Source organism: Pyxidicoccus sp. M6, assembly GCF_055568925.1.
The window spans coordinates 7323008-7341014 of record NZ_CM145714.1; the positions used below are offsets into that span (position 1 = coordinate 7323008).

Annotated in this window: 20 protein-coding genes; 10 read left to right on the top strand and 10 right to left on the bottom strand. The window is 67.6% G+C overall.

All coding sequences use genetic code 11. The features are described from left to right. Positions 1–107 precede the first annotated feature (107 nt). A complete protein-coding gene (locus ACVTJA_RS28750; protein WP_465824372.1) occupies positions 108–1163 on the bottom strand; it encodes a C39 family peptidase in 1056 nt (351 codons plus the stop codon). Positions 1164–1353: 190 nt separating this feature from the next. Beyond that, complete coding sequence (locus ACVTJA_RS28755) at positions 1354–1842, bottom strand: VOC family protein (RefSeq protein WP_465824373.1); 489 nt, start codon at positions 1840–1842, stop codon at positions 1354–1356. 146 nt (positions 1843–1988) lie between these two features. On the opposite strand from ACVTJA_RS28755, the gene ACVTJA_RS28760 reads away from it, so the two are divergent. Continuing rightward, entirely contained in the window at positions 1989–3830 is a 1842-nt protein-coding gene (locus ACVTJA_RS28760) for a vWA domain-containing protein (protein ID WP_465824376.1), read from the top strand. A gap of 267 nt (positions 3831–4097) precedes the next feature. Here ACVTJA_RS28760 and ACVTJA_RS28765 read toward each other — a convergent pair whose 3' ends face one another. Together ACVTJA_RS28765 and ACVTJA_RS28770 are read right to left on the bottom strand one after the other, a co-directional pair. Continuing rightward, positions 4098–4835 carry a class I SAM-dependent methyltransferase gene (locus tag ACVTJA_RS28765; protein ID WP_465824378.1) on the bottom strand — a complete coding sequence of 246 codons (738 nt, stop codon included), beginning with the start codon at positions 4833–4835 and terminating at the stop codon, positions 4098–4100. A gap of 122 nt (positions 4836–4957) precedes the next feature. Continuing rightward, complete coding sequence (locus ACVTJA_RS28770; RefSeq protein WP_465824379.1) at positions 4958–5230, bottom strand: carboxymuconolactone decarboxylase family protein; 273 nt, start codon at positions 5228–5230, stop codon at positions 4958–4960. Between the two features lie 115 nt (positions 5231–5345). Here ACVTJA_RS28770 and ACVTJA_RS28775 point away from each other — a divergent pair, with 115 nt between their 5' ends. Beyond that, on the top strand, positions 5346–5957 hold the full coding sequence (locus ACVTJA_RS28775) for a pyridoxamine 5'-phosphate oxidase family protein (RefSeq protein WP_465824380.1): 612 nt from the start codon (positions 5346–5348) through the stop codon (positions 5955–5957). A 284-nt stretch (positions 5958–6241) separates the two neighbouring features. After that, on the top strand, positions 6242–7693 hold the full coding sequence (locus ACVTJA_RS28780) for a serine/threonine protein kinase (RefSeq protein WP_465824382.1): 1452 nt from the start codon (positions 6242–6244) through the stop codon (positions 7691–7693). A gap of 136 nt (positions 7694–7829) precedes the next feature. Here the strand turns inward: ACVTJA_RS28780 and ACVTJA_RS28785 are convergent, their stop codons facing one another. Then, positions 7830–8228, bottom strand: a complete 399-nt coding sequence (locus ACVTJA_RS28785; protein WP_465824383.1) for a VOC family protein — start codon at positions 8226–8228, stop codon at positions 7830–7832. A 328-nt stretch (positions 8229–8556) separates the two neighbouring features. Here ACVTJA_RS28785 and ACVTJA_RS28790 point away from each other — a divergent pair, with 328 nt between their 5' ends. After that, a complete protein-coding gene (locus ACVTJA_RS28790; RefSeq protein WP_465824384.1) occupies positions 8557–8766 on the top strand; it encodes a hypothetical protein in 210 nt (69 codons plus the stop codon). Positions 8767–8965: 199 nt separating this feature from the next. Here ACVTJA_RS28790 and ACVTJA_RS28795 read toward each other — a convergent pair whose 3' ends face one another. Genes ACVTJA_RS28795 through ACVTJA_RS28805 form a run of 3 tightly spaced genes read right to left on the bottom strand, consistent with a single transcriptional unit; the run spans position 8966 to position 10238 of the window. Further along, positions 8966–9355 (bottom strand): type VI secretion system accessory protein TagJ, encoded by a 390-nt coding sequence (locus ACVTJA_RS28795; protein WP_465824386.1) that lies wholly within the window; start codon positions 9353–9355, stop codon positions 8966–8968. 30 nt (positions 9356–9385) lie between these two features. Next, complete coding sequence (locus ACVTJA_RS28800) at positions 9386–9862, bottom strand: SRPBCC domain-containing protein (RefSeq protein WP_465824389.1); 477 nt, start codon at positions 9860–9862, stop codon at positions 9386–9388. Positions 9863–9872: 10 nt separating this feature from the next. Next, complete coding sequence (locus ACVTJA_RS28805) at positions 9873–10238, bottom strand: ArsR/SmtB family transcription factor (protein WP_465824393.1); 366 nt, start codon at positions 10236–10238, stop codon at positions 9873–9875. Positions 10239–10623: 385 nt separating this feature from the next. Here ACVTJA_RS28805 and ACVTJA_RS28810 point away from each other — a divergent pair, with 385 nt between their 5' ends. The 5 genes from ACVTJA_RS28810 (at position 10624) to ACVTJA_RS28830 (ending at position 14682) form a co-directional block, all read left to right on the top strand. Next, a complete protein-coding gene (locus ACVTJA_RS28810) occupies positions 10624–10812 on the top strand; it encodes a hypothetical protein (RefSeq protein WP_465824396.1) in 189 nt (62 codons plus the stop codon). A 183-nt stretch (positions 10813–10995) separates the two neighbouring features. Further along, complete coding sequence (locus tag ACVTJA_RS28815) at positions 10996–11988, top strand: siderophore ABC transporter substrate-binding protein (RefSeq protein ID WP_465824397.1); 993 nt, start codon at positions 10996–10998, stop codon at positions 11986–11988. A gap of 15 nt (positions 11989–12003) precedes the next feature. Beyond that, a complete protein-coding gene (locus ACVTJA_RS28820) occupies positions 12004–12963 on the top strand; it encodes an ABC transporter permease (RefSeq protein WP_465824399.1) in 960 nt (319 codons plus the stop codon). Next, a complete protein-coding gene (locus ACVTJA_RS28825; RefSeq protein ID WP_465824400.1) occupies positions 12953–13927 on the top strand; it encodes an iron chelate uptake ABC transporter family permease subunit in 975 nt (324 codons plus the stop codon). The genes ACVTJA_RS28820 and ACVTJA_RS28825 overlap by 11 nt, the downstream gene beginning before the upstream one ends. Then, positions 13924–14682, top strand: coding sequence for an iron ABC transporter ATP-binding protein (locus tag ACVTJA_RS28830; protein WP_465824402.1), 759 nt, complete (start codon positions 13924–13926; stop codon positions 14680–14682). Before ACVTJA_RS28825 ends, ACVTJA_RS28830 begins: the two co-directional genes overlap by 4 nt. Positions 14683–14727: 45 nt before the next feature. On the opposite strand, the gene ACVTJA_RS28835 is transcribed toward ACVTJA_RS28830, so the two are convergent. Together ACVTJA_RS28835 and ACVTJA_RS28840 are read right to left on the bottom strand one after the other, a co-directional pair. Next, the gene (locus ACVTJA_RS28835; RefSeq protein WP_465824404.1) at positions 14728–15045 is read right to left on the bottom strand and encodes an alpha/beta hydrolase; all 318 of its coding nucleotides are present in this window, start codon (positions 15043–15045) and stop codon (positions 14728–14730) included. Next, positions 15015–15773 carry a hypothetical protein gene (locus ACVTJA_RS28840; protein ID WP_465824407.1) on the bottom strand — a complete coding sequence of 253 codons (759 nt, stop codon included), beginning with the start codon at positions 15771–15773 and terminating at the stop codon, positions 15015–15017. The genes ACVTJA_RS28835 and ACVTJA_RS28840 overlap by 31 nt, the downstream gene beginning before the upstream one ends. 284 nt (positions 15774–16057) lie before the next feature. On the opposite strand from ACVTJA_RS28840, the gene ACVTJA_RS28845 reads away from it, so the two are divergent. After that, on the top strand, positions 16058–17779 hold the full coding sequence (locus ACVTJA_RS28845; protein WP_465824409.1) for a hypothetical protein: 1722 nt from the start codon (positions 16058–16060) through the stop codon (positions 17777–17779). The last annotated feature ends 228 nt before the right edge of the window (positions 17780–18007 follow it).

The following is an 18007-nucleotide window of genomic DNA, read 5'->3' on the forward strand; positions in this document are numbered from 1 at the left end:
TCCCCGAGCGCCTCTTCTTCCTCTGGAGACACGGGTGCCAAGCGCGCGGATGCTAGCACACGCCGTGTGCGCGGCACCCTCCACCATCGAAGCTGCTGCGGCGCGGCTCAGCAGGGGTCGCCGAGGATCTTCTTGCCGATGCCCGGCTGGCGCAGCTCGGCTCGAATGACGCGGTCGAAGACGCGCTGATCCCGTGGGAAGGGGCTGGCCTGGAGGGCCTCGAGGACGTCGAGGGCCTTGCGGTCCCCCTTCCGCTTGAGCCACAGGAGCCGGTCCGCGAAGTCCTCCGCGGACATGCGGTGGGGAGCCACCGGCTTGCTGTAGCCAAGATGTGTCGCATCGCGGCCGAAGCCGTTGATGCCGGGCCCGAAGTCGTACCGAGCATCACCGCGGGCCATGACAGCCGTGGTGCTGCCCTTCCGGCCGAGGTAGTTGATGTCGAGCTTGTAGTCGTGGCGCTCCTCGCGGCGGGCCATGATCCCCATGGTGCCGTCTCTTCGGCCCGGAGCGTCCATCCGCGCGGGCCGGAGCGTGGCGTCTCCGGAGGCCTTGTTGACATGGCGCGGCGGGGCCACGGGGATGAGCACGCCTCCATCGGGCGGCGCCCGGCGCACGAGCCCGCGGAGCTTTTCAGGCGATATTTCCTGCTGCGTCCGGGCCAGCGGATCCGAGATGCGGTAGTTGCCCTCGGGCGTCATGCCTCGCACCAGGATGTAGTGCGCGCTCTTCTTCCCCGTCTTCGGGTCGACCGATTCCACCTGGGCGATGAGCTTGTTCCCCTGACGCAGCTGCTGCTGCAACTGAGCATCCGTATAGGAGCTGCCCAGCGCCGGGCCGCCGAGGGGGAGGTTGGCGCGCGCGAGCATCTTCGTCACGTCCTGGGGCGACGTCCCGCTCCGGGACACCAGCCCCTCGCCGAGCTCCTGGATGAGCCGGGCATCACTCAGCCCGCCATTCCTGTTGGCCCCCCGGGCCAGCATCGCGACCACGGCGGGACCACAGAAGGAGGCTCCGTTGACGTAGCCCTCGTTGGCGCCATTCGGGCGGAGCTGGTTGATGTGGGGGATGTTCAGCCAGTCGCCCTGCTTCGTGCCCCCCTTGTTCTTGTTCGTGACGCCGGCCTGAGGCGCGAAAGAGAAGTCGCGAGCAAGATGAAGGGCCACAGGTCCGCTCCTCTGGGTTCACTCCACGCAGGTATTCTCGCGAGGAGGAGCACAAGGTTGCCTGTCGTGTGTGCAGGTGCGCCCGAACGCCCTGGACGGCGGTGGCTCGGTAGCGGATGCGCCCTCCCTCGCCAGGGCCCGCATCCGCTCCAGCACCGCCGGGTCCAGGTCGCTGCCCCCTGGGGCCACCTCAGTGCCCGGCAGCGGACAGTTGATTGAACGCCGCGATGACCTCCGGCGGGGCCTGCACCAGCTCGATGAGCACGCCCTCACCGCTGAAGGGGAACTGGTCGTTGCCCTTGGGGTGCACGAAGCAGATGTCGAAGCCCGCGGCGCCCTTGCGGATGCCTCCGGGGGCGAAGCGCAGCCCCTGCCCCTCCAGCCACTTCACCGCGCCCGGAAGGTCATCGACCCACAGGCCCACGTGGTTCAGCGGCGTCTCGTGGACCCGGGGCTTGCCCTCGGGGTTGATGGGCTGCATCAGGTCCACCTCCACCTTGAAGGGACCCGCGCCCGCGACGACGATGTCCTCGTCCACGTTCTCGCGCTCGCTGCGGTAGGTGCCGTGGGGCGTCAGCCCCAACAGGTCCACCCAGAGCTTGCGCAACGGGCCCTTGTCGGCCCCACCGATGGCGATCTGCTGCACTCCGAGGATGCGAAATGGCCTGGCGGTCTGCATGGGCCGGCACCCTGCCAAACGACCCGGGGTCAGACAAGGACGGCGGCCGCGATACGACTCGGGCCGGGGAAAATTCACGGGAATAGACCCATTCCCGAGGTCGTGCGTTTCGAGCCGGCGACCTACCTGTCGTCCTTGGAGACCGCATGACGCCGACCTCGCTGAAGCGCCGCCTGTCCGTGTGGGGAAGTGCCCTTCTCGTCACCTGCACGCTGCCCGGCTGCATGAAGTCCCGGGCCCCCGATGCGACTGCCGAGGTGGAAGCCGCCTACCTGCCCAGGTCGCAGGGCCAGGCCACGTCGGAGTCCCAGGCCGCCCAGAAGCCCGAGGCGAAGTCGGTCGACTTCGCGGACGACGCCGTCGAAGGTGAGCTGGCCTCCGCGTCCGTGGCCAAGGAGGAGGCCCGCGAGGCTCGCCCCACTCGGGCCTCGGCACCCGCTCCCGCCGCGGCCGGCATGGTCATGGCCGAACCCATGATGGCACCGCCGCCCCCGCCCTCAACGCCCGTGGCGCGCCGCGAGCCTCCCGCCAAGGCGAAGACCGCTTCGTCGTACGCGTCGGACAAGAAGGCCCTGAAGGACCTGGACGGAATGGACGCGGCGGACCGCGTCTCCGCCGAGCGCGGCAACACCTTCGAGGCGTGGAAGCCCAACCTCTTCATCGAGACCGCGAAGGACCCGCTGTCCACCTTCGCGGCGGACGTGGACACCGCCTCGTACACCGTGGCGCGCCGCTACCTCGTCCAGGGAACCCTGCCGCCCGCCTCCGCCGTGCGCGTGGAGGAGTTCGTCAACTACTTCAAGTACCGCTACACCCCGCCCGAGACGGGAGCCTTCACCGTCCACCTGGAGGGCGCGCCGTCCCCGTTCGATTCCAAGCGCCACTTCGTGCGCGTGGGCGTGCAGGGCAAGGTCATCTCGCGCTCGCAGCGCAAGGCCGCGCACCTGGTGTTCCTCGTGGACACCAGCGGCTCGATGAACTCGCAGGACAAGCTGCCGCTCGCGAAGGAAGCCATCAAGATTGCCGTGAAGAACCTCAACGAGAACGACACGGTGGCCATCGTCACCTACGCGGGCTCGACGAAGGACGTGCTGCCGCCCACGCCGGCCACGGACGTGAAGAAGATTCACGACGCGCTCGACTCGCTCCAGTCCGGTGGCGGCACGGCCATGGGCTCGGGCATGGAGATGGCCTACAAGCACGCGGTGAAGAAGGCCTCGGGCAGCGTGGTGTCGCGCGTGGTGGTGCTCACGGATGGTGACACCAACATCGGCCCCAACCTGAACCCGCAGTCCATGCTGGAGAGCATCCAGAAGTACGTGGCCGAGGGCGTCACCCTCACCACGGTGGGCTTCGGCATGGGCAACTACCGTGACGACCTGATGGAGAAGCTCGCGGACAAGGGCAACGGCAACTGCTTCTACGTGGACAGCTACAAGGAAGCGAAGAAGGTCTTCGAGACGCAGCTCACCGGCACGCTCGAGGTCATCGCCAAGGACGTGAAGCTCCAGGTGGAGTTCAACCCGGTGGCCGTGCGCCGCTACCGGCTGCTCGGGTACGAGAACCGCGACGTCGCGGACAATGACTTCCGCAACGACAAGGTGGACGCGGGCGAGATTGGCGCGGGCCACAACGTCACCGCGGTGTACGAGGTGGAGCTGACGGGTGACACGAAGGAGGCGCTGGCCACGGTGCGCGTGCGCGCCAAGGCGCCGAATGGCACCGAGGCCTCCGAGCAGGCCTTCCCCTTCCAGCGCTCGCTGCTGCGCTCGTCGCTGGAGGCCGCGTCGCCGGACTTCCGCTTCGCCGTGGCCGTGGCGTCCACTGCGGACATCCTCCGTGGCAACCCGGCGGCGGAGGGCTGGAGCCTGACCACCGCGCAGAAGCTCGCCGAGGGTGCCGCGGCGGGTGACGCGGACCGGAGTGAGTTCGTGCGGCTGGTGACGCAGGCCCGTGCGCTGATGGGAGCGTCGGCGCGGGGGAACTGACGCGCAAGCAAGGAGAAGTGAAGAGGCCCCAGGTTCCGTGAGGAGCCTGGGGCTTCTTGCTGTTTGGAGGCGGCGGAACGGGAGCATCGCTCGGGCGGACCCTCTGCTCCCTCCCTCCCCCTCAACAGGGCCTCCATCCCTCTCATGCGTCATGGAGTCCTCGGAGGAATGCTGCCGAATGCCGTCAGGCGTTCTGGATGCGAAAGAGGTCCGAGGCTCCCGGTCGTCCCAAAAAGTTACGCGCTGAGATTACGTCTGCGGCCAGGCTCACCGCTCACAGCGCAGCGCGACGGCGTGGGGGTTGTCGAGGTAGTCCTGCCAGAACTCCCGTCCGGCCCTGACCACTCCCTCGGGGGAGCACTCCGGCCGCATCCAGGTGAGGGTATGGAATCCCGCCTCGCGGAGCGCCCGCTCGTGCGTGCCCTGGCTCCAGTAGGAGAAGTGGATGGTGAAGGGACTCTTCGTGTGCAGCTCCGCGGAGATGGCCTGGCCATCCCGAGGGGACTCGGGAAAGTCCAACATCGTGATTCCATATCGGGTGCTGTTGGGCCCCCTCGCGCTGAACTCGGGGTTGAAGGCATAGGTGACGAAGCTGCCCCCAGGCTTCAGGTGGGCATGGATGTTTCGGCACATCCGCAACAGGTGCTCGGGTGATTGGGCGTAGTGCAATAGATAGACGGCCGTCACGCAATCGAAGGTGCCCAGCGGCGCCATGTCGGCCACGTCAGACACGTGGTACTCGATGCCCAGCGGCTGTTCTTCTTCGTATCGCCGGGCGCTGCGAATCATCTCCTCCGAGATGTCCACGCCCACCACCCGGCTGGCGCCTCTCACCTTGAACTGCCGCGTGTACAGCCCATCGCCACACGCCAGGTCCAGGACGGTTCGTCCATTCACGGAGCCGAGCGCCTTGAAGAAGGTATGTCCTTCGAGGTACTCCGAGCGCACCGGCAACACATCCCAGTCCGCGACCTTCTCTCCAAGCTGGTCATACTGCGCTGACATATCCCACGACCTTTCCAGGGGAATGTCCGAGCCGCGCTGAGCACGAGCCAAGGCACCCCGGACATCGTGTCACCGCCCCCGCACGTCGTCGATGCGGAAAACCTCGCCGCGGGGAGTCCTTGCTACGACGACTCGCCCACCACCGCGCGCCGGATGCCCTTCAGCTTGTCGGGGTTGCGCATGGCGTAGATGGCGACGAGGGTCTCCCCATGTGCGCGGGCGTCGCGGGTGTGCATGTGGATGCGGAAGGCGCAGCCATTGAGCTGGGACGAGCGGATCTTGACGAGCTCGCGGAGGCTCGGCTCCAACCCCAGGGCCTCTACCTTCTTGCTGAAATCCACCATGAGATTGAGAGCGTCCGGCGCGACCGCGAAGGCATTCATCCGGGGTTTCATGTGTAGGTCCTCGTTCTGGGGGCGAAGTGCCCATCCATCCCCAGGACGACACAGCCGGTGCCGCGTGTGACATGGCCGTTTTAAAAGCCTAAAAGGCCCCAGGAGGCGCCCCTGGATGAAGACCGTGAACGATGTGGAGACGCTCGAACGCCTGTACGGGGTCCCCGGGACGTCGTCCGTGCTCAAGGAGGTGGACCACCTCCACCCTGCATACCGGCCCTTCATCGAGCGATCGCCGTTCATGGTCCTCGCCACGTCCGGCCCTGGAGGGCTGGATGCCTCGCCGCGAGGAGACCCCGCCGGGTTCGTGGTCATCGAGGACACGCGCACGCTGCTGCTGCCCGACCGCCGAGGCAACAACCGCATGGACTCGCTGCGGAACATCCTGGCGGATCCGCGCGTCGCGCTGCTGTTCTTCGTCCCGGGCGTGAGCGAAACCCTGCGTGTCAACGGCCGGGCGAGCATCGTCATCGAACCGTCCATGCTGGAGCGCTTCACCTTCGATGGGAAGGCGCCGCGCTCCGTGCTGCGCATCACCGTGGAGACGGTCTACTTCCAATGCAGCCGCGCGTTGGTCCGCTCCAGGCTTTGGGACCCGGCCCAGCACGTCACCCGCGCCGAGTTCCCAAGCCCCGGCTCCATCCTCGAGGCGCTGAGCCCGGATGACTTCGACGGCGGCGAGTACGACCGCGAGCTGCCCGGCCGGGTGAAGGCGACGCTGTACTGAGCATCAATCGCCTGCTGGTAGACCTCGCTGGCGTACTGCTGTTCACGTGCCATGCATCTGACTGGGGCCGGGCTTGGCGTCGGCATCACGCGGACATGCATCGGGGCGATGGCACGATGGACGAGGCTCAAAGGCTCGCCCGCCTCGCTCCGATGGGTTGGAGGGTATGGGCGCCAGTCCGGTGCGGAGGCCTGCCGTCCACCTGCTGGATAACGTTGGAGTCCAACTACCTCCCGAGTAGCCTCCTCGTGCGGCGCGATGCGCACCGCCTCACGAGGGACCTCATGGAGCCTGACGTCTTCAATCCGGCAAGCCTGCTCCCAGGGATGCACATCGGCCCGTGGCGTCTGCTGGAGCTGCGCGGCCGGGGCGCCTACGGCATCGTCTTCCGCGCCGTCCCCGCCGAGCAGCCGGACGCCGTCGCCGTTGCCCTCAAGCTGGCCCTTCACCTGGGGGATGCGCGCTTCGCACGTGAGGCCGAGTTGCTCTCCCGCATCCGCCACCCCGCCGTCCCACGCCTGCGGGACCACGGCCAATGGCAACCCAGGGAGGGGCTGTCCTACCCCTGGCTCGTCATGGAGTGGGTGGAGGGCCAGCCTCTCTACGAGTGGGCCCAGGCTCAACGCCCCTCTTCCCGGCAGGTGCTTCAGCTTCTGGCCCGGCTCGCACGAGCCCTGGACGCCACCCATTCGGCCGGAGGCCTCCACCGCGATGTGAAGGGGGACAACGTCTTCGTCCGGCGCGCGGACGCTCAGCCCTTCCTCATGGACTTCGGCTCCGGGCACTTCCTGGGCGCCGCCACGCTCACCTGGCAGGCCTTTCCTCCCGGCACCCTCGCCTACCGCTCTCCCGAGGCGTGGCTCTACGTCCCACGCTCCGGCAAGATCCCCGCTGTCCCGTATTCACCAAGGCCCGCAGATGACCTCTTCGCATTGGGTGTCACCGCCTTTCGGCTCATCACCGGGAAGTACCCACCGGTGCCCAACCCGGAAGATGAGGATGTCTGGCTCTGGCGTCCCGAGGGGCTCGCGCACTGGACGGCGCGAGTCTGCAACCGCCGCTGCATTCCGGAGTTGAGCGTGCTGGTGTCCCGCATGCTCTCACCGGTCCCCGAAGCACGAGGCAGCGCGAGACAGCTGGCTGAAGCGCTGGAGCAGGCTGCGCGCAGCGCGGGACGCGAGGCGGATGTGCCGCTCTTCACGGGAGAAGAGCCGCACCCCGTGGGCCTCTTTCCGCTTCCCCAGCACGTCACGGTGCAGCGCCCTCCTCGCTCGCGCAGGTGGCCCTGGTTCGCGGCTGCGGGACTCGGAGGTGCACTGGCGCTGAGCGCCGCGGGGCTCATGAGCGTGAGTTCCTCCGACGAGCCCGCGACGCTCCAACTCGCGGAGCAAGAAGAGTCAGAGGAGGCAAAGGACGGCGGCACCGTGGCCGTCGGAGACACCACGCTGACAGCGCGGGTGGCGCCCGAGCAAGCCCCCTCCGTGTGGTCACCCATCGCGGAAGAGCCGCCATCGAAACCCTTCCCATGGCAGCGGCGCCCAGACGGCAGAGGCCGCTGTCCCGGCAAGGCGCAGGTGGCAATCAACGGCGGCTGTTGGCTCAAGGTGTCCGTGGACCAGAAGGACTGTGATTCCGAGGCCGGCTATTTTGAATACAGGGGCGCGTGCTACGTCCCCGTCGGGGCTCCGCCACGTCCTGCCACCTCGGGCCCTGCGGACCGAGACGGCGGTCCATAGACAGCTGCGTCAGAGCCCTGCAAGTCAGACAGCCAACAGGCCTCCGTTCGCCCCATGAGCGGAGCAGCGCCAGGAGGACCTGCTGTCCGTCGTGGAGCCATGCGGCGGCTCCGGTATCAAGTGTGAATCCGGCACGTCAAAGCGCCCAAGCTCGCTGGTAGAGCACCACGCGGTAGCCGTCCGGATCCTCGAAGGTCCTCCCGTGGACGTCCCAGTACGGGTTGCGCGAGCGCACGGAAGAGAAGCCCGCGGTCTGCATGCGGCGCACCCGGGCTTCCCACGCGGCGCGCTCCGGGATGTAGAAGATGAGCAGGTTCTCCTCCGAGGGCGCACTCGGCGCGGAGTGTCCGCGCTCCACCGTGAACTCCAGGTGGTATGGCGCGCCCTGATGTCCGAGCATCACGCCGTCGAAGCCCGCGTGGTCCTCGAAGCCTCCGAGGACCTCGAAGCCCAGCCCTTCCTGGTAGAAGCGCACCACTTGCGCCAGGCTCCGTGTCGGCCTCGCCACGCGCAGCTTCATCGTCTCCGTGTCCATGCAGCATCTCCCGCCATCGGCTCGCGCGAGCGCTGGCGCCACGCGCGGATCTCCCACGCCGGGATTTCACGTGGCATTCCTGCGCGCCCGGCCTCGTGAACCTTTACACGACGGGGGACACCTATCAGCGGACATGATGATGCGATGGAGGGAATCCAACGCATCATCGCGCCGTGCCGACCGTCATCTCTCCGAAGTTCCGCTCATTGTGTTGATCTCGCTTCGGCTTTCGAAGCGTGTGGTTGGTAAGTGGGCTCGCTGGGTGAAAGCCTTTGAGTGGGAATGATGCTGCCACCGTGCGCGGTCCTGCAACGCGAAGCGAGCGCATGTGACGGCAGTGCACCGGGTGGAGCAGGCGCTGCCGCATGTGCCCTACCGGCAGTGGACGCTGTCCTTTCCGCATCGGGTGCGGTGGGTGCTGCTCAAGGACGTGGGGCTCCTCTCGGACGTCCTCACCCTCTTCCTGCGCGCGGCGTTCGCCCTGCAGCGACGGAGGGTATGGCCGTGCGCTACTCTGCAAAGCCTTTGCCGCCCGTGATTCGATGGGCCTCGACCGGAGGGTACATGCGCAATCCATTGCGAGACTCCATGATGTGGATGGTGGCTGCTCCAGCCTGGCTCTTTCTCGCCGTCGTCCTGCTGACGGCCACGAATGCAGGCGCCGAGCCCTACTATCTGGCCGAGAGCCGGGCCAAGATGTGTGATTTCCAGGCAGCGCTCGACGCTCTCGACGCCACCTACAAAGCCGTCCAGGACGCTCCCGACAATCGCTGCGGCGTCTCGCTCACGGGCCTGTCCGCGACGTCGAAGTCGAGCCGGGCCACCTGGAGGAGCCCCACCATTCCCATGCCGCCCTCTTCATGCGTCAGCTTGAAGTCTCGCTGGCCGAACGCCACGGCGTACCCGTGGGGGTTGTGGTGCCACACAGTCATCTCGCCCTTGCGGACGGGGGCGCTGCCATGCAGTCCCGTGCCTGGGTACAACGAGGGGACCCGGGTTTCGTGCTTGCGGCCATCGCGTGTCTCGAACAGCGCGGGGAGCCAGACGACATCCATGGAGCTCTTCGACGGGGCGAACCGGATGGAGCGAAGCTCGCTGAAGGGCAGGTCCAGCACGGCGCCGCCCATGAAGCAGGGCCGACCGCGGGAACGAGGACTTCATGCCCGTCCTACGCTCGCGCCCAGGGTGACGAGAAGCTCGTCCAGTTGCTGGAACGTCTCGACCAGCGCATCCGCCGCCCCGGTGCCGGCAGCGTCGAGAGCTTCCTTCGAGGGGTAGAGCTCGCTCACGACCAGCAGCGTCTTGCCCCCTTTTTCCTCGAAGGTCACCGTGGTGACGGACCCATTGTCACCACCTTCCTCATTGGTCCAGACGAGGCGCGAGTGCGGTGTCACTTCGGTGTACCTACCGAAGAACGCCATCCCTTGGCCGAACACCAGACGGTACTTGCCCCCGGTACGAACATCCATCTCGCAGGAAACCAGGGTCATTCCCATCGACTTCGGCACCCACCACTTCTTGAACAGCTCGGGCTTTGTCCACGCCTCGAACACGATGCGTGCCGGACCATTGAAAGTTCGCGTGACGACGATCTCACGCTCGGACTTCCGTTCCACAGTCGTGCGGTTCTTCATGGGTGTGGGCTCACTCTCTCTTCTTGCGTCCATCGACCTGCTCCTTCCGTTTCAATTCCTCGACAACCTTGTCCAACTCGTCGAAGCGTGCGTCCCAGAGCTGGCGGTACCTCTCGAGCCATGCCATCTCTTCCTCCAGTCGGCGCGGGCCGATCTTGCAGGTCCGCACGCGCCCGACCTTCTCCGTGATCACGAGCCCGGCCCGCTCCAGGACACCGACGTGCTTCTTCATGCCCGTGAGGGTCATGTTGAACTTCTCGGCGAGGTCCGTGATCGAGGCCTCCGCATGCCCGAGCTGCTCCAGAACACCGCGTCGGGTGGCGTCGGAGAGCGCGGCGAACGAAGCATCGAGGCCGGCATTTGCATACTGAACCATGTGGTTCAGTGTCTAGCACGCGGATAGATGGCACGCAAGGGCAGTTCGAGCGCGCGCGGCTTGAACAGAGCATCGCGTCGCCGCGTGCAGCTCGGGCCGGGGCGCGCGCGTCGGACAGCTCCAGCTCGGCCCCGGTGTAGCCGCATGGGAGCGGGGGCGATTCCTCGTCGCGTACGACCCGTACGACACGGCGGCCGGCCAGGCCCGCGTCAGGATGAGACTCGTCTCCGACCTGGCGAGTGGCGCCAGGTGCATGGCGGGCCCGGACTGCGCGAGTGGCTTCTGCGTCGACGGCGTTTGCTGCGAGAACGCCTGTCCGAACGGAACCTGCGGAAGCGGCGTGTGCGAGGCGGAGCCCGCCCGCATCACCTGCCCGGAGGATGTGGTGGCCGAGGTGACCGGCGCTTCCGGCGCCACCGTCAGTTACCCACCCGCCACGGCCACGGGGAGCGCGCCGCGCACGGTGACGTACAGCCAGGAGAGCGGAACCGTGTTCGCGCTGGGCACCACGTCCGTTACCGCCACCGTCACGGATGGCCTGGGTGGCACCGGGCCTGAGCGGAGGCATTCGTGAGCTCAGGCCGGCGCTCCCGGGAATGAGCCCGGGCTGCGTCTGCCTGGAACGCGGACCTCCGCGCCCCTCCTGCGATTGATTTGCATAATCAAATAGTGCGAATCCGCGCACGGGCTGCTATGTGGGGCCACGCTGTCGAGCGACCTCTCGCGTCCGTTCCGCGAGCACTGGCTGGATGAAACCGTGAGCACATCAGACAAGCGTCCGTTCCCCCTCTTCGCGATTCTCGGTGTCGTCGCCGTGGTGGCCGTCATCGGCGTGGCCGTGAAGCTTCAGCAGCCCTCCGCACCGGTGGCGGAGGCCCCTTCGGCCGGGGCCGCCGCGAAGCAGGCGCAAGTCACCGTCAAGCACGCACAGGGGACGACCGTCGTTCCGCTCAACCCCCAGCGCGTCATCGTCTTCGACCTGGCGGCCCTGGACATCCTCCAGGCGCTGGGCGTGGAGGTGTCCGGCGTCGCGGGGGACCAGTTCCCCCTCCACCTGGCGCCGTTCGCCGAAGCGAAGTACCCGCGCATGGGCACGCTCTTCGAGCCCGACTACGAGGCCATCCACGCCGCGCGCCCGGACCTCATCATCACCGGCGGCCGCTCCAGCGCGAAGTACGCGGGCCTCGCGCGCATCGCCCCCACGGTGGACGTGCCCATGGGCGGGGCGCACTACATCGACACCGTGGTCGCCAACACGCAGATGCTGGCGAGCATCTTCGGCAAGGAGGAGAAGGCTCGCGAGCTCGTGGACGGGCTGCGCCAGTCCCTCGCGAAGCTGAAGGAGACGACGGCCAGTCGTGGCAAGGGGCTCGTGGTGCTCGTCACGGGTGGCCGCGTCAGCGCCTATGGCCCCGGCTCCCGCTTCGGCGTCCTCCACGAGGACTTCGGCGTGCCCGTGGCCGCCGAGGGGCTCAGCGCGTCGCTGCACGGCGAGGCCATCGGCTCGGAGTTCATCCGGGAGAAGAACCCGGACTGGCTGTTCGTGATTGACCGCGACGCGAGCATGGGCCAGCAGGGCGGCGCGAAGCAGGTGCTCGACAACGAGCTGGTGCGCCAGACGACGGCCTGGACGACGGGACAGGTCGTCTACCTGGATCCGCTGAACGCCTACCTCATCGGCGGTGGCATCCAGGCGGTGGGCCGCCTGCGAGACCAGGTGGCGGAAGCCTATTCCGCACGGGCCCCCTGAACGGTCCGGGCATCGATGCGCCTCCTCGCCGCCGTCATCGTCATCGTCCTGCTGGCGCTGGGCAGTCTGCTCATCGGCGTCAGCAACGTGTCGTGGCACTCGCTCTTCTCTCCGAGCCCCGACGAGCAGGCCCTCCAGGTCCTGGTCATCAGCCGGATTCCCCGGATGCTGGCCGTCATGCTGGTGGGCACGTCCCTGGGCGTGGCAGGGCTCATCCTGCAGATGCTCGTGCGCAACCGCTTCGTGGAGCCCTCGACCGCGGGCTCCGCGGAGTCCGCGAGCCTGGGCCTCATGGCCGCCACCCTCCTGGCGCCTCAGTTGCCCGTGCTCGGGAAGATGCTCGTGGCGGCGGTCTTCGCGCTGGCGGGCACGGCCCTGTTCCTGCTCATCCTGCGCCGCATCCCCCTGCGCTCGGTGCTCATCGTCCCCCTGGTGGGCCTGGTGCTGGGCAGCGTCTTCGACTCCATCACCACCTTCTTCGCCTACCGGATGGACCTGCTGCAGTCCGTCAACGCGTGGAAGACGGGCGACTTCTCCAACATCCTGCGAGGGCGCTACGAGCTGCTCTGGGTGACGCTGGCGCTGACGTGCTGCGCCTATGTCGCGGCGGACCGATTCACCGTGGCGGGCATGGGGGAGTCCTTCACCACCAACCTGGGCATGAACTACTCGCGCATCATGGCGCTCGGGCTGGTCATCGTCTCCCTGGTCACCGCCATGGTGGTGGTCACCGTGGGAATGGTCCCCTTCCTCGGGCTGCTGGTCCCCAACCTCGTCAGCCTGTTCACGGGAGACAACGCGCGCCGGGCCATTCCGTGGGTGGCGGTTGGCGGCGCGGGCTTCGTGCTGCTCTGTGACATCCTCGGCCGCGTGGTGCGCTTCCCCTATGAAATCCCCGGGGCGACCATCGCCGGCGTCGTCGGCAGCGTGCTCTTCCTCTACTTCCTCCTGAGGAGGGACGCCCGTGTCGGCTGAGAGCGTCGCGGTGGCGCCGCGCCCCGAGCGCACGCTGTTCCTCCTCGGCGGTGTGGCGCTCGCCTGCGCCCTGCTGTTCATGCTGTTCAACGCGAGCGGCCAGTGGGACTTCGTCCTGCCCTTCCGGGGGCTGAAGCTGGCGACGGCGCTGTTGGTGGGCTACGCCATCGCCGTCTCCACGGTGCTGTTCCAGACGGTGTCGGGCAACCGCGTGCTGACGCCCGCCATCCTGGGGTTCGACAACCTCTACGTCTTCATCCAGACGTGCCTGCTCTACTTCCTGGGCTCCGGCACGGCGGCGAGCCTGGACCCCCGGCTGCTGTTCGGCGTCCAAATCCTCATCATGGTGGCCTTCTCGGCCGTCCTGTACTGGGGGCTCTTCAGCGGAGGAGGACGCAGCCTGCACCTGGTGCTGCTGACGGGCGTGGTGCTGGGCGTGCTCTTCCGCAGCCTCGCGTCCTTCCTCCAGCGCCTCATCGACCCCAACGAGTTCATCTTCCTCCAGGACCGGTTCTTCGCGAGCTTCAACAACCCGGACCAGGAGCTGCTGCTCGTCTCGTTCCTCCTGACGCTGGGCGTGTCCATCGTGGGGTTCCGGATGCTCGCGACCTTCGATGTCCTGGTGCTGGGCCGGGAGATGTCCATCAACCTGGGCGTGGACCACCAGCGCACGGCGGCCATCATCCTGGTACTGGTGGCCGTCCTCGTCTCGGTGTCCAGCGCGCTCGTGGGGCCTGTGACCTTCTTCGGCCTCCTGGTCTCCAACCTGGCCCACGCGCTGGTGCGCACGTACCGTCACGCGCTCGTCCTGCCCGCCGCCGCGCTCGTCGCCGGGGTGTGCCTGGTGGCCGGGCAGTTCATCCTGGAGCAGGTCTTCGCTTTCAACACCAACCCCCGCGTCATCATCGAGTTCGTGGGAGGGCTGGTGTTCATCTCGATGCTCATGAGGAAGTCGCCGGTATGATCGAGACGAGGAACGTCACCAAGCGCTATGGCGACACGCTCGTCGTCGACGACGTCTCCCTGCGGCTGCCCGTCGGGGGAATCACCTCCATCATCGGTCCGAACGGCGCCGGCAAGTCGACGCTGCTGTCGATGATCAGCCGGGTGATGCCCATGTCGTCGGGCACCGTGCTGGTGGATGGGCTGGATGTCCGCACCACGCCGGGGGACGTGCTCGCCCGCCGGCTGGCCATCCTGCGGCAGGACAATCACCTGACGTCGCGGCTCACCGTGCGGGAGCTGGTGACGTTCGGCCGCTACCCGCACTCCAAGGGACGGCCCACGGTGCGGGACCGCGAGCACGTGGAGCGGGCCATCCACCACATGGGCCTGGACGCGCTCGCCGAGCGCTTCCTGGACGAGCTGTCCGGCGGCCAGCGCCAGCGCGCCTTCGTGGCCATGGTGCTCTGCCAGGACACGGACTACGTCCTCCTGGACGAGCCGCTCAATGGCCTGGACCTGAAGCACTCGGTGGCGATGATGAAGCAGCTGCGCACCGCGGTCGACACGCTCGAGAAGAGCATCATCATGGTGCTGCACGACCTGAACTTCGCCTCCTGCTACTCGGACCACCTCATCGCGATGCGAGATGGCAAGGTCGCCTTCCAGGGACGCCCCGAGGAAATCATGCGGCCGGAGGTCCTGCGGGCCGTGTATGACCTGGACATCTCCATCCAGCGCATCGACGGCGACTGGATTGCCACGCACTACCGCTGACGCCTCGATGACGCGTTGGACGAGTCCGCGCACGACCCCGCGCGGCTAGGGGCCCGAAGGCTTTTCGGGCGCCGGGAAAGACGGCCGCCTGAAGGGAGGCGCGGGCAACGTTACGTTGGCGGGTATCGCGCGGGTGTCACCGGTCTTGAGAAACTCGATGATGGCCGCCCGGGCGGAGGGCTGCTGATCGAGAAGGGCATAGCGGGCGCCGTGCCTGCCGCGGTGCACCAGGATGGTTCGGCTGTTCGGAAAATACGGCAGCATGCTCAGCGTATTTTCGACGGGTGTGGACGTATCCCAATCACCATGAATGAAGAGCACCGGGGTGGAGCTCAACACCGGCACCCGCAGCTCGTCGCCCACGTCCGGGGTCGGCCAGACCGGCGCTGATGCGGTATAGGCCTCGAGCGCGCCCGTGCCCAGGAGTGCGACCCGAAGCTCTCCGCGAAGAGCGTTATCTTGTCGTACCCAAGAGCCCTCCGCAGATCGTTCACGTCTTCGGCGCACTGAACGATGGTGTACCCGGCGAGGTCTTTGTCCGGGTGGGCCGAGATCGCTTCTCGGGCCGCCTTCACCATGTTCGCGGCATCCGCCGACGGCGAACCCGGCCTGTCCAGGGGCTGCTGTGGGTAGGCGAATTCCAGCACTTCTCCGCGCTTCGAATAACCGCGTTGGTCGACGACCACCACGTCGCCCGCGGCGCTGAGCTTTACAAAAATCGCGAGCTTGTCTTGCCCGTCGGAGTCTCCGTCGACGAAGGCGTCGAGATTGCTGCCCCCGGGCCCGCCGGGCAGATCGAAGATTGGCGGGGCGCCGGTGGGCTGCGCCGCCCGGATACGGGCGAACCCGACGCCGATGACACGGCTGCCCGGTACGGCCCGGTTCTCTGGCACGTAGAGGGTGCCTATCTCGAACCGGACCGTCTCCCCTCCGGCCGTTTTCGCCGACGCGGTCTCCATCACCACCTCGCCGGCCTTGTGCACGCCCGCCGCGCTGGCCTGCGAGGTGAAAGTGGCGAGAGCGAGGGCCACGAACGCCCCGGTTATGCGACTGAACCCCATCGGTTCGAGGCGCACGACTGATCTCTCCATGGCAAGGTCCTCCGCGTGTGATGCGTGCGTTGGCTCGGCCCCAGGCACCTCTCGAGCGTGCGGGTGACGTCAGGGCCCGTTGGAGGCTCACGTTACCCGTTGTCATGCGGCGAGTCTTGAGCGCGCTCAGGGCAGCGAGTTAACATCAGCAACCATGTTGCATATACAACCCCGCCTCCAGCGCCTCCCCTGGCGACCCCTGGGGTGGTTGATTTCACGCCCCGAGACCGTGTCTCATCACGACGCACACCGTGAATCAGTTCACTGTGGCGAGAGGGGGAGACATGTCCATGCAGGTCCCGAAGCAATCGGCGCCCGTCGCGAGCTCCGCGGCGGAGGAAGCGACTCGGCGCGCGGCGGAGGAAGCGGCTCGGCGCGCGGCGGAGGAAGCGGCTCGGCGCGCGGCGGAAGAGGCGGCGCGCCGGCTCGTGGAGGAGCTGGCCCGCCTGAGCGCGCAGGCCGCGAAGCTCGCCAGGCCCAACGACGCCTTCAAGCCCGCCACCGGGCAGCCGGCACGAGGTCCCGACCTCGCGACGGACGGCACCACGACGCAGGGCAGCTCGCTGCTCACGGAGAATGCCCGGGACGGCAGCGTGAACTGCCTGGACGCCGTGGCCGACTTCCTCTCGCTCTCGCCCTCCGGCATCCGCGCGCGCTCGGAGGTCGTCTTCCTGAAGGACTCGCGCCCTGGCGCGGAGGGACAGACAGGCCATGTCGTCATCCGCCAGGGCAACAACCTCTACGATCCAGCCACGCGCCAGTGGACCGACTCAGCCACCTACCTGCGCGCCCACCCGGAGTACTCCGTGGCGGGTACGGTGTCCGGGGCGAAGGCCCACGCCATCCTCTCCGCGCCTCCGGGCCCTGAACGGCAGGCGGCCCTGGAACAGGCGAACCTGCCGCCCGAGCTGACGCGGATGATGGTCGCGGACGGTGGCGGCACGGTGCCCGAGCCCGACTGGCTCGCGGCGGGTGGTCCGCCCCCCTGGATGGAAGGCGCATGGCACCACCTCGCGCCCAGCGTTCAAGAGAGCGTCATCGCGGACATACGGACGCGTTGGACCCAGCACGTCGAGGAGCTGATGCCCCCGTGGATCAGCGACCCCTCCGTGGCGCCTCCGGCGCTGACACCTGACTGGGAGCGGCTGACACCCGACCAGCAGGCCGCGACGGCCGAGCGGCACTGGAACCGGCTCGTCCAGGAAGAGATGTCCTTCTTCTTCGCCCCGCTGCCCGCTGAGCCCAGGGCCGTCAGGGAGCCTCACGTGCGCCTCACGAATGGCGGGGCCTGGGGCCAGGGCATGACCGGGGAGTGGCTCACCCATCACAAGGCCGGTCAGCCCGACATTGCCCAGTACCTGAACACTGGCGCCATCCTCAACCCCGAGACCGGGGACTACACCCACGGCAATCTGTGTGGACAGCTGTCGGCGATGTCCATCATGGGGCTCGGCGTCGCCGAGGGCATCTTGAGCTTCAACGCGCTGGAGGGGTTCTCATCCATCCTCGCGGATGGCAAGCGTCTGACGACCGCCAAGAACCTCGAGGACTTCCTGTCCAGCCAGGGCTGGCGAATCGTCGGACAGGCGCCCGGCTATGAAGGCAGCGAGGCGATGCTGGACCTCAACGGCGGCTACGACCCCGCCAATCCGGGCAAGAACAACACCGTCCGAGTCACGGAGGATCAACCGCTCACGCCCGAGCGGGTGAACGCGCTCCTCGACCGGGGAGGCGCGCTCATCACCCTCGTCAACATCGACGGTGCCAGCGACGGCTTCCTGGAGCCCGTGGGGACCTCCACCTCCGACATCACCCACTGGGTGAGCGTCCTCGACGTCACCGAGAACGCCCTCGGCCAGGCGTACGTGCGCGTCTACAACCCGTACCAGAACCGCGAGGAGGTCTACGCCTGGGATGACTTCGTGGCAGCCTGGAACAGCCCCGCCGAGTCGGGCTACCTGTACGTGGGCGCGATGCCCCCCGTCGTCCCCGAAACGGCGCCCTGAGCGACGAGGGGCCTGGAGCCCGATGCGCTCCAGGCCCTCTCCGTGGTTCCGAAAGTAGCAGGCATTCGCGGGCGTCTGAGTCGCGGGGGCCGGCGCGGGCGGCGTCTGCGCTCCAGCGCCAGTCATCAACAGACAGCTACCCAGTGAGAAGAGCGTCACGAATTTGCGCATGGTTGTGTTTCATCTCCGGGAGGGGCCCGTGGTGGGTGGGCCTGAATCCACACAGCA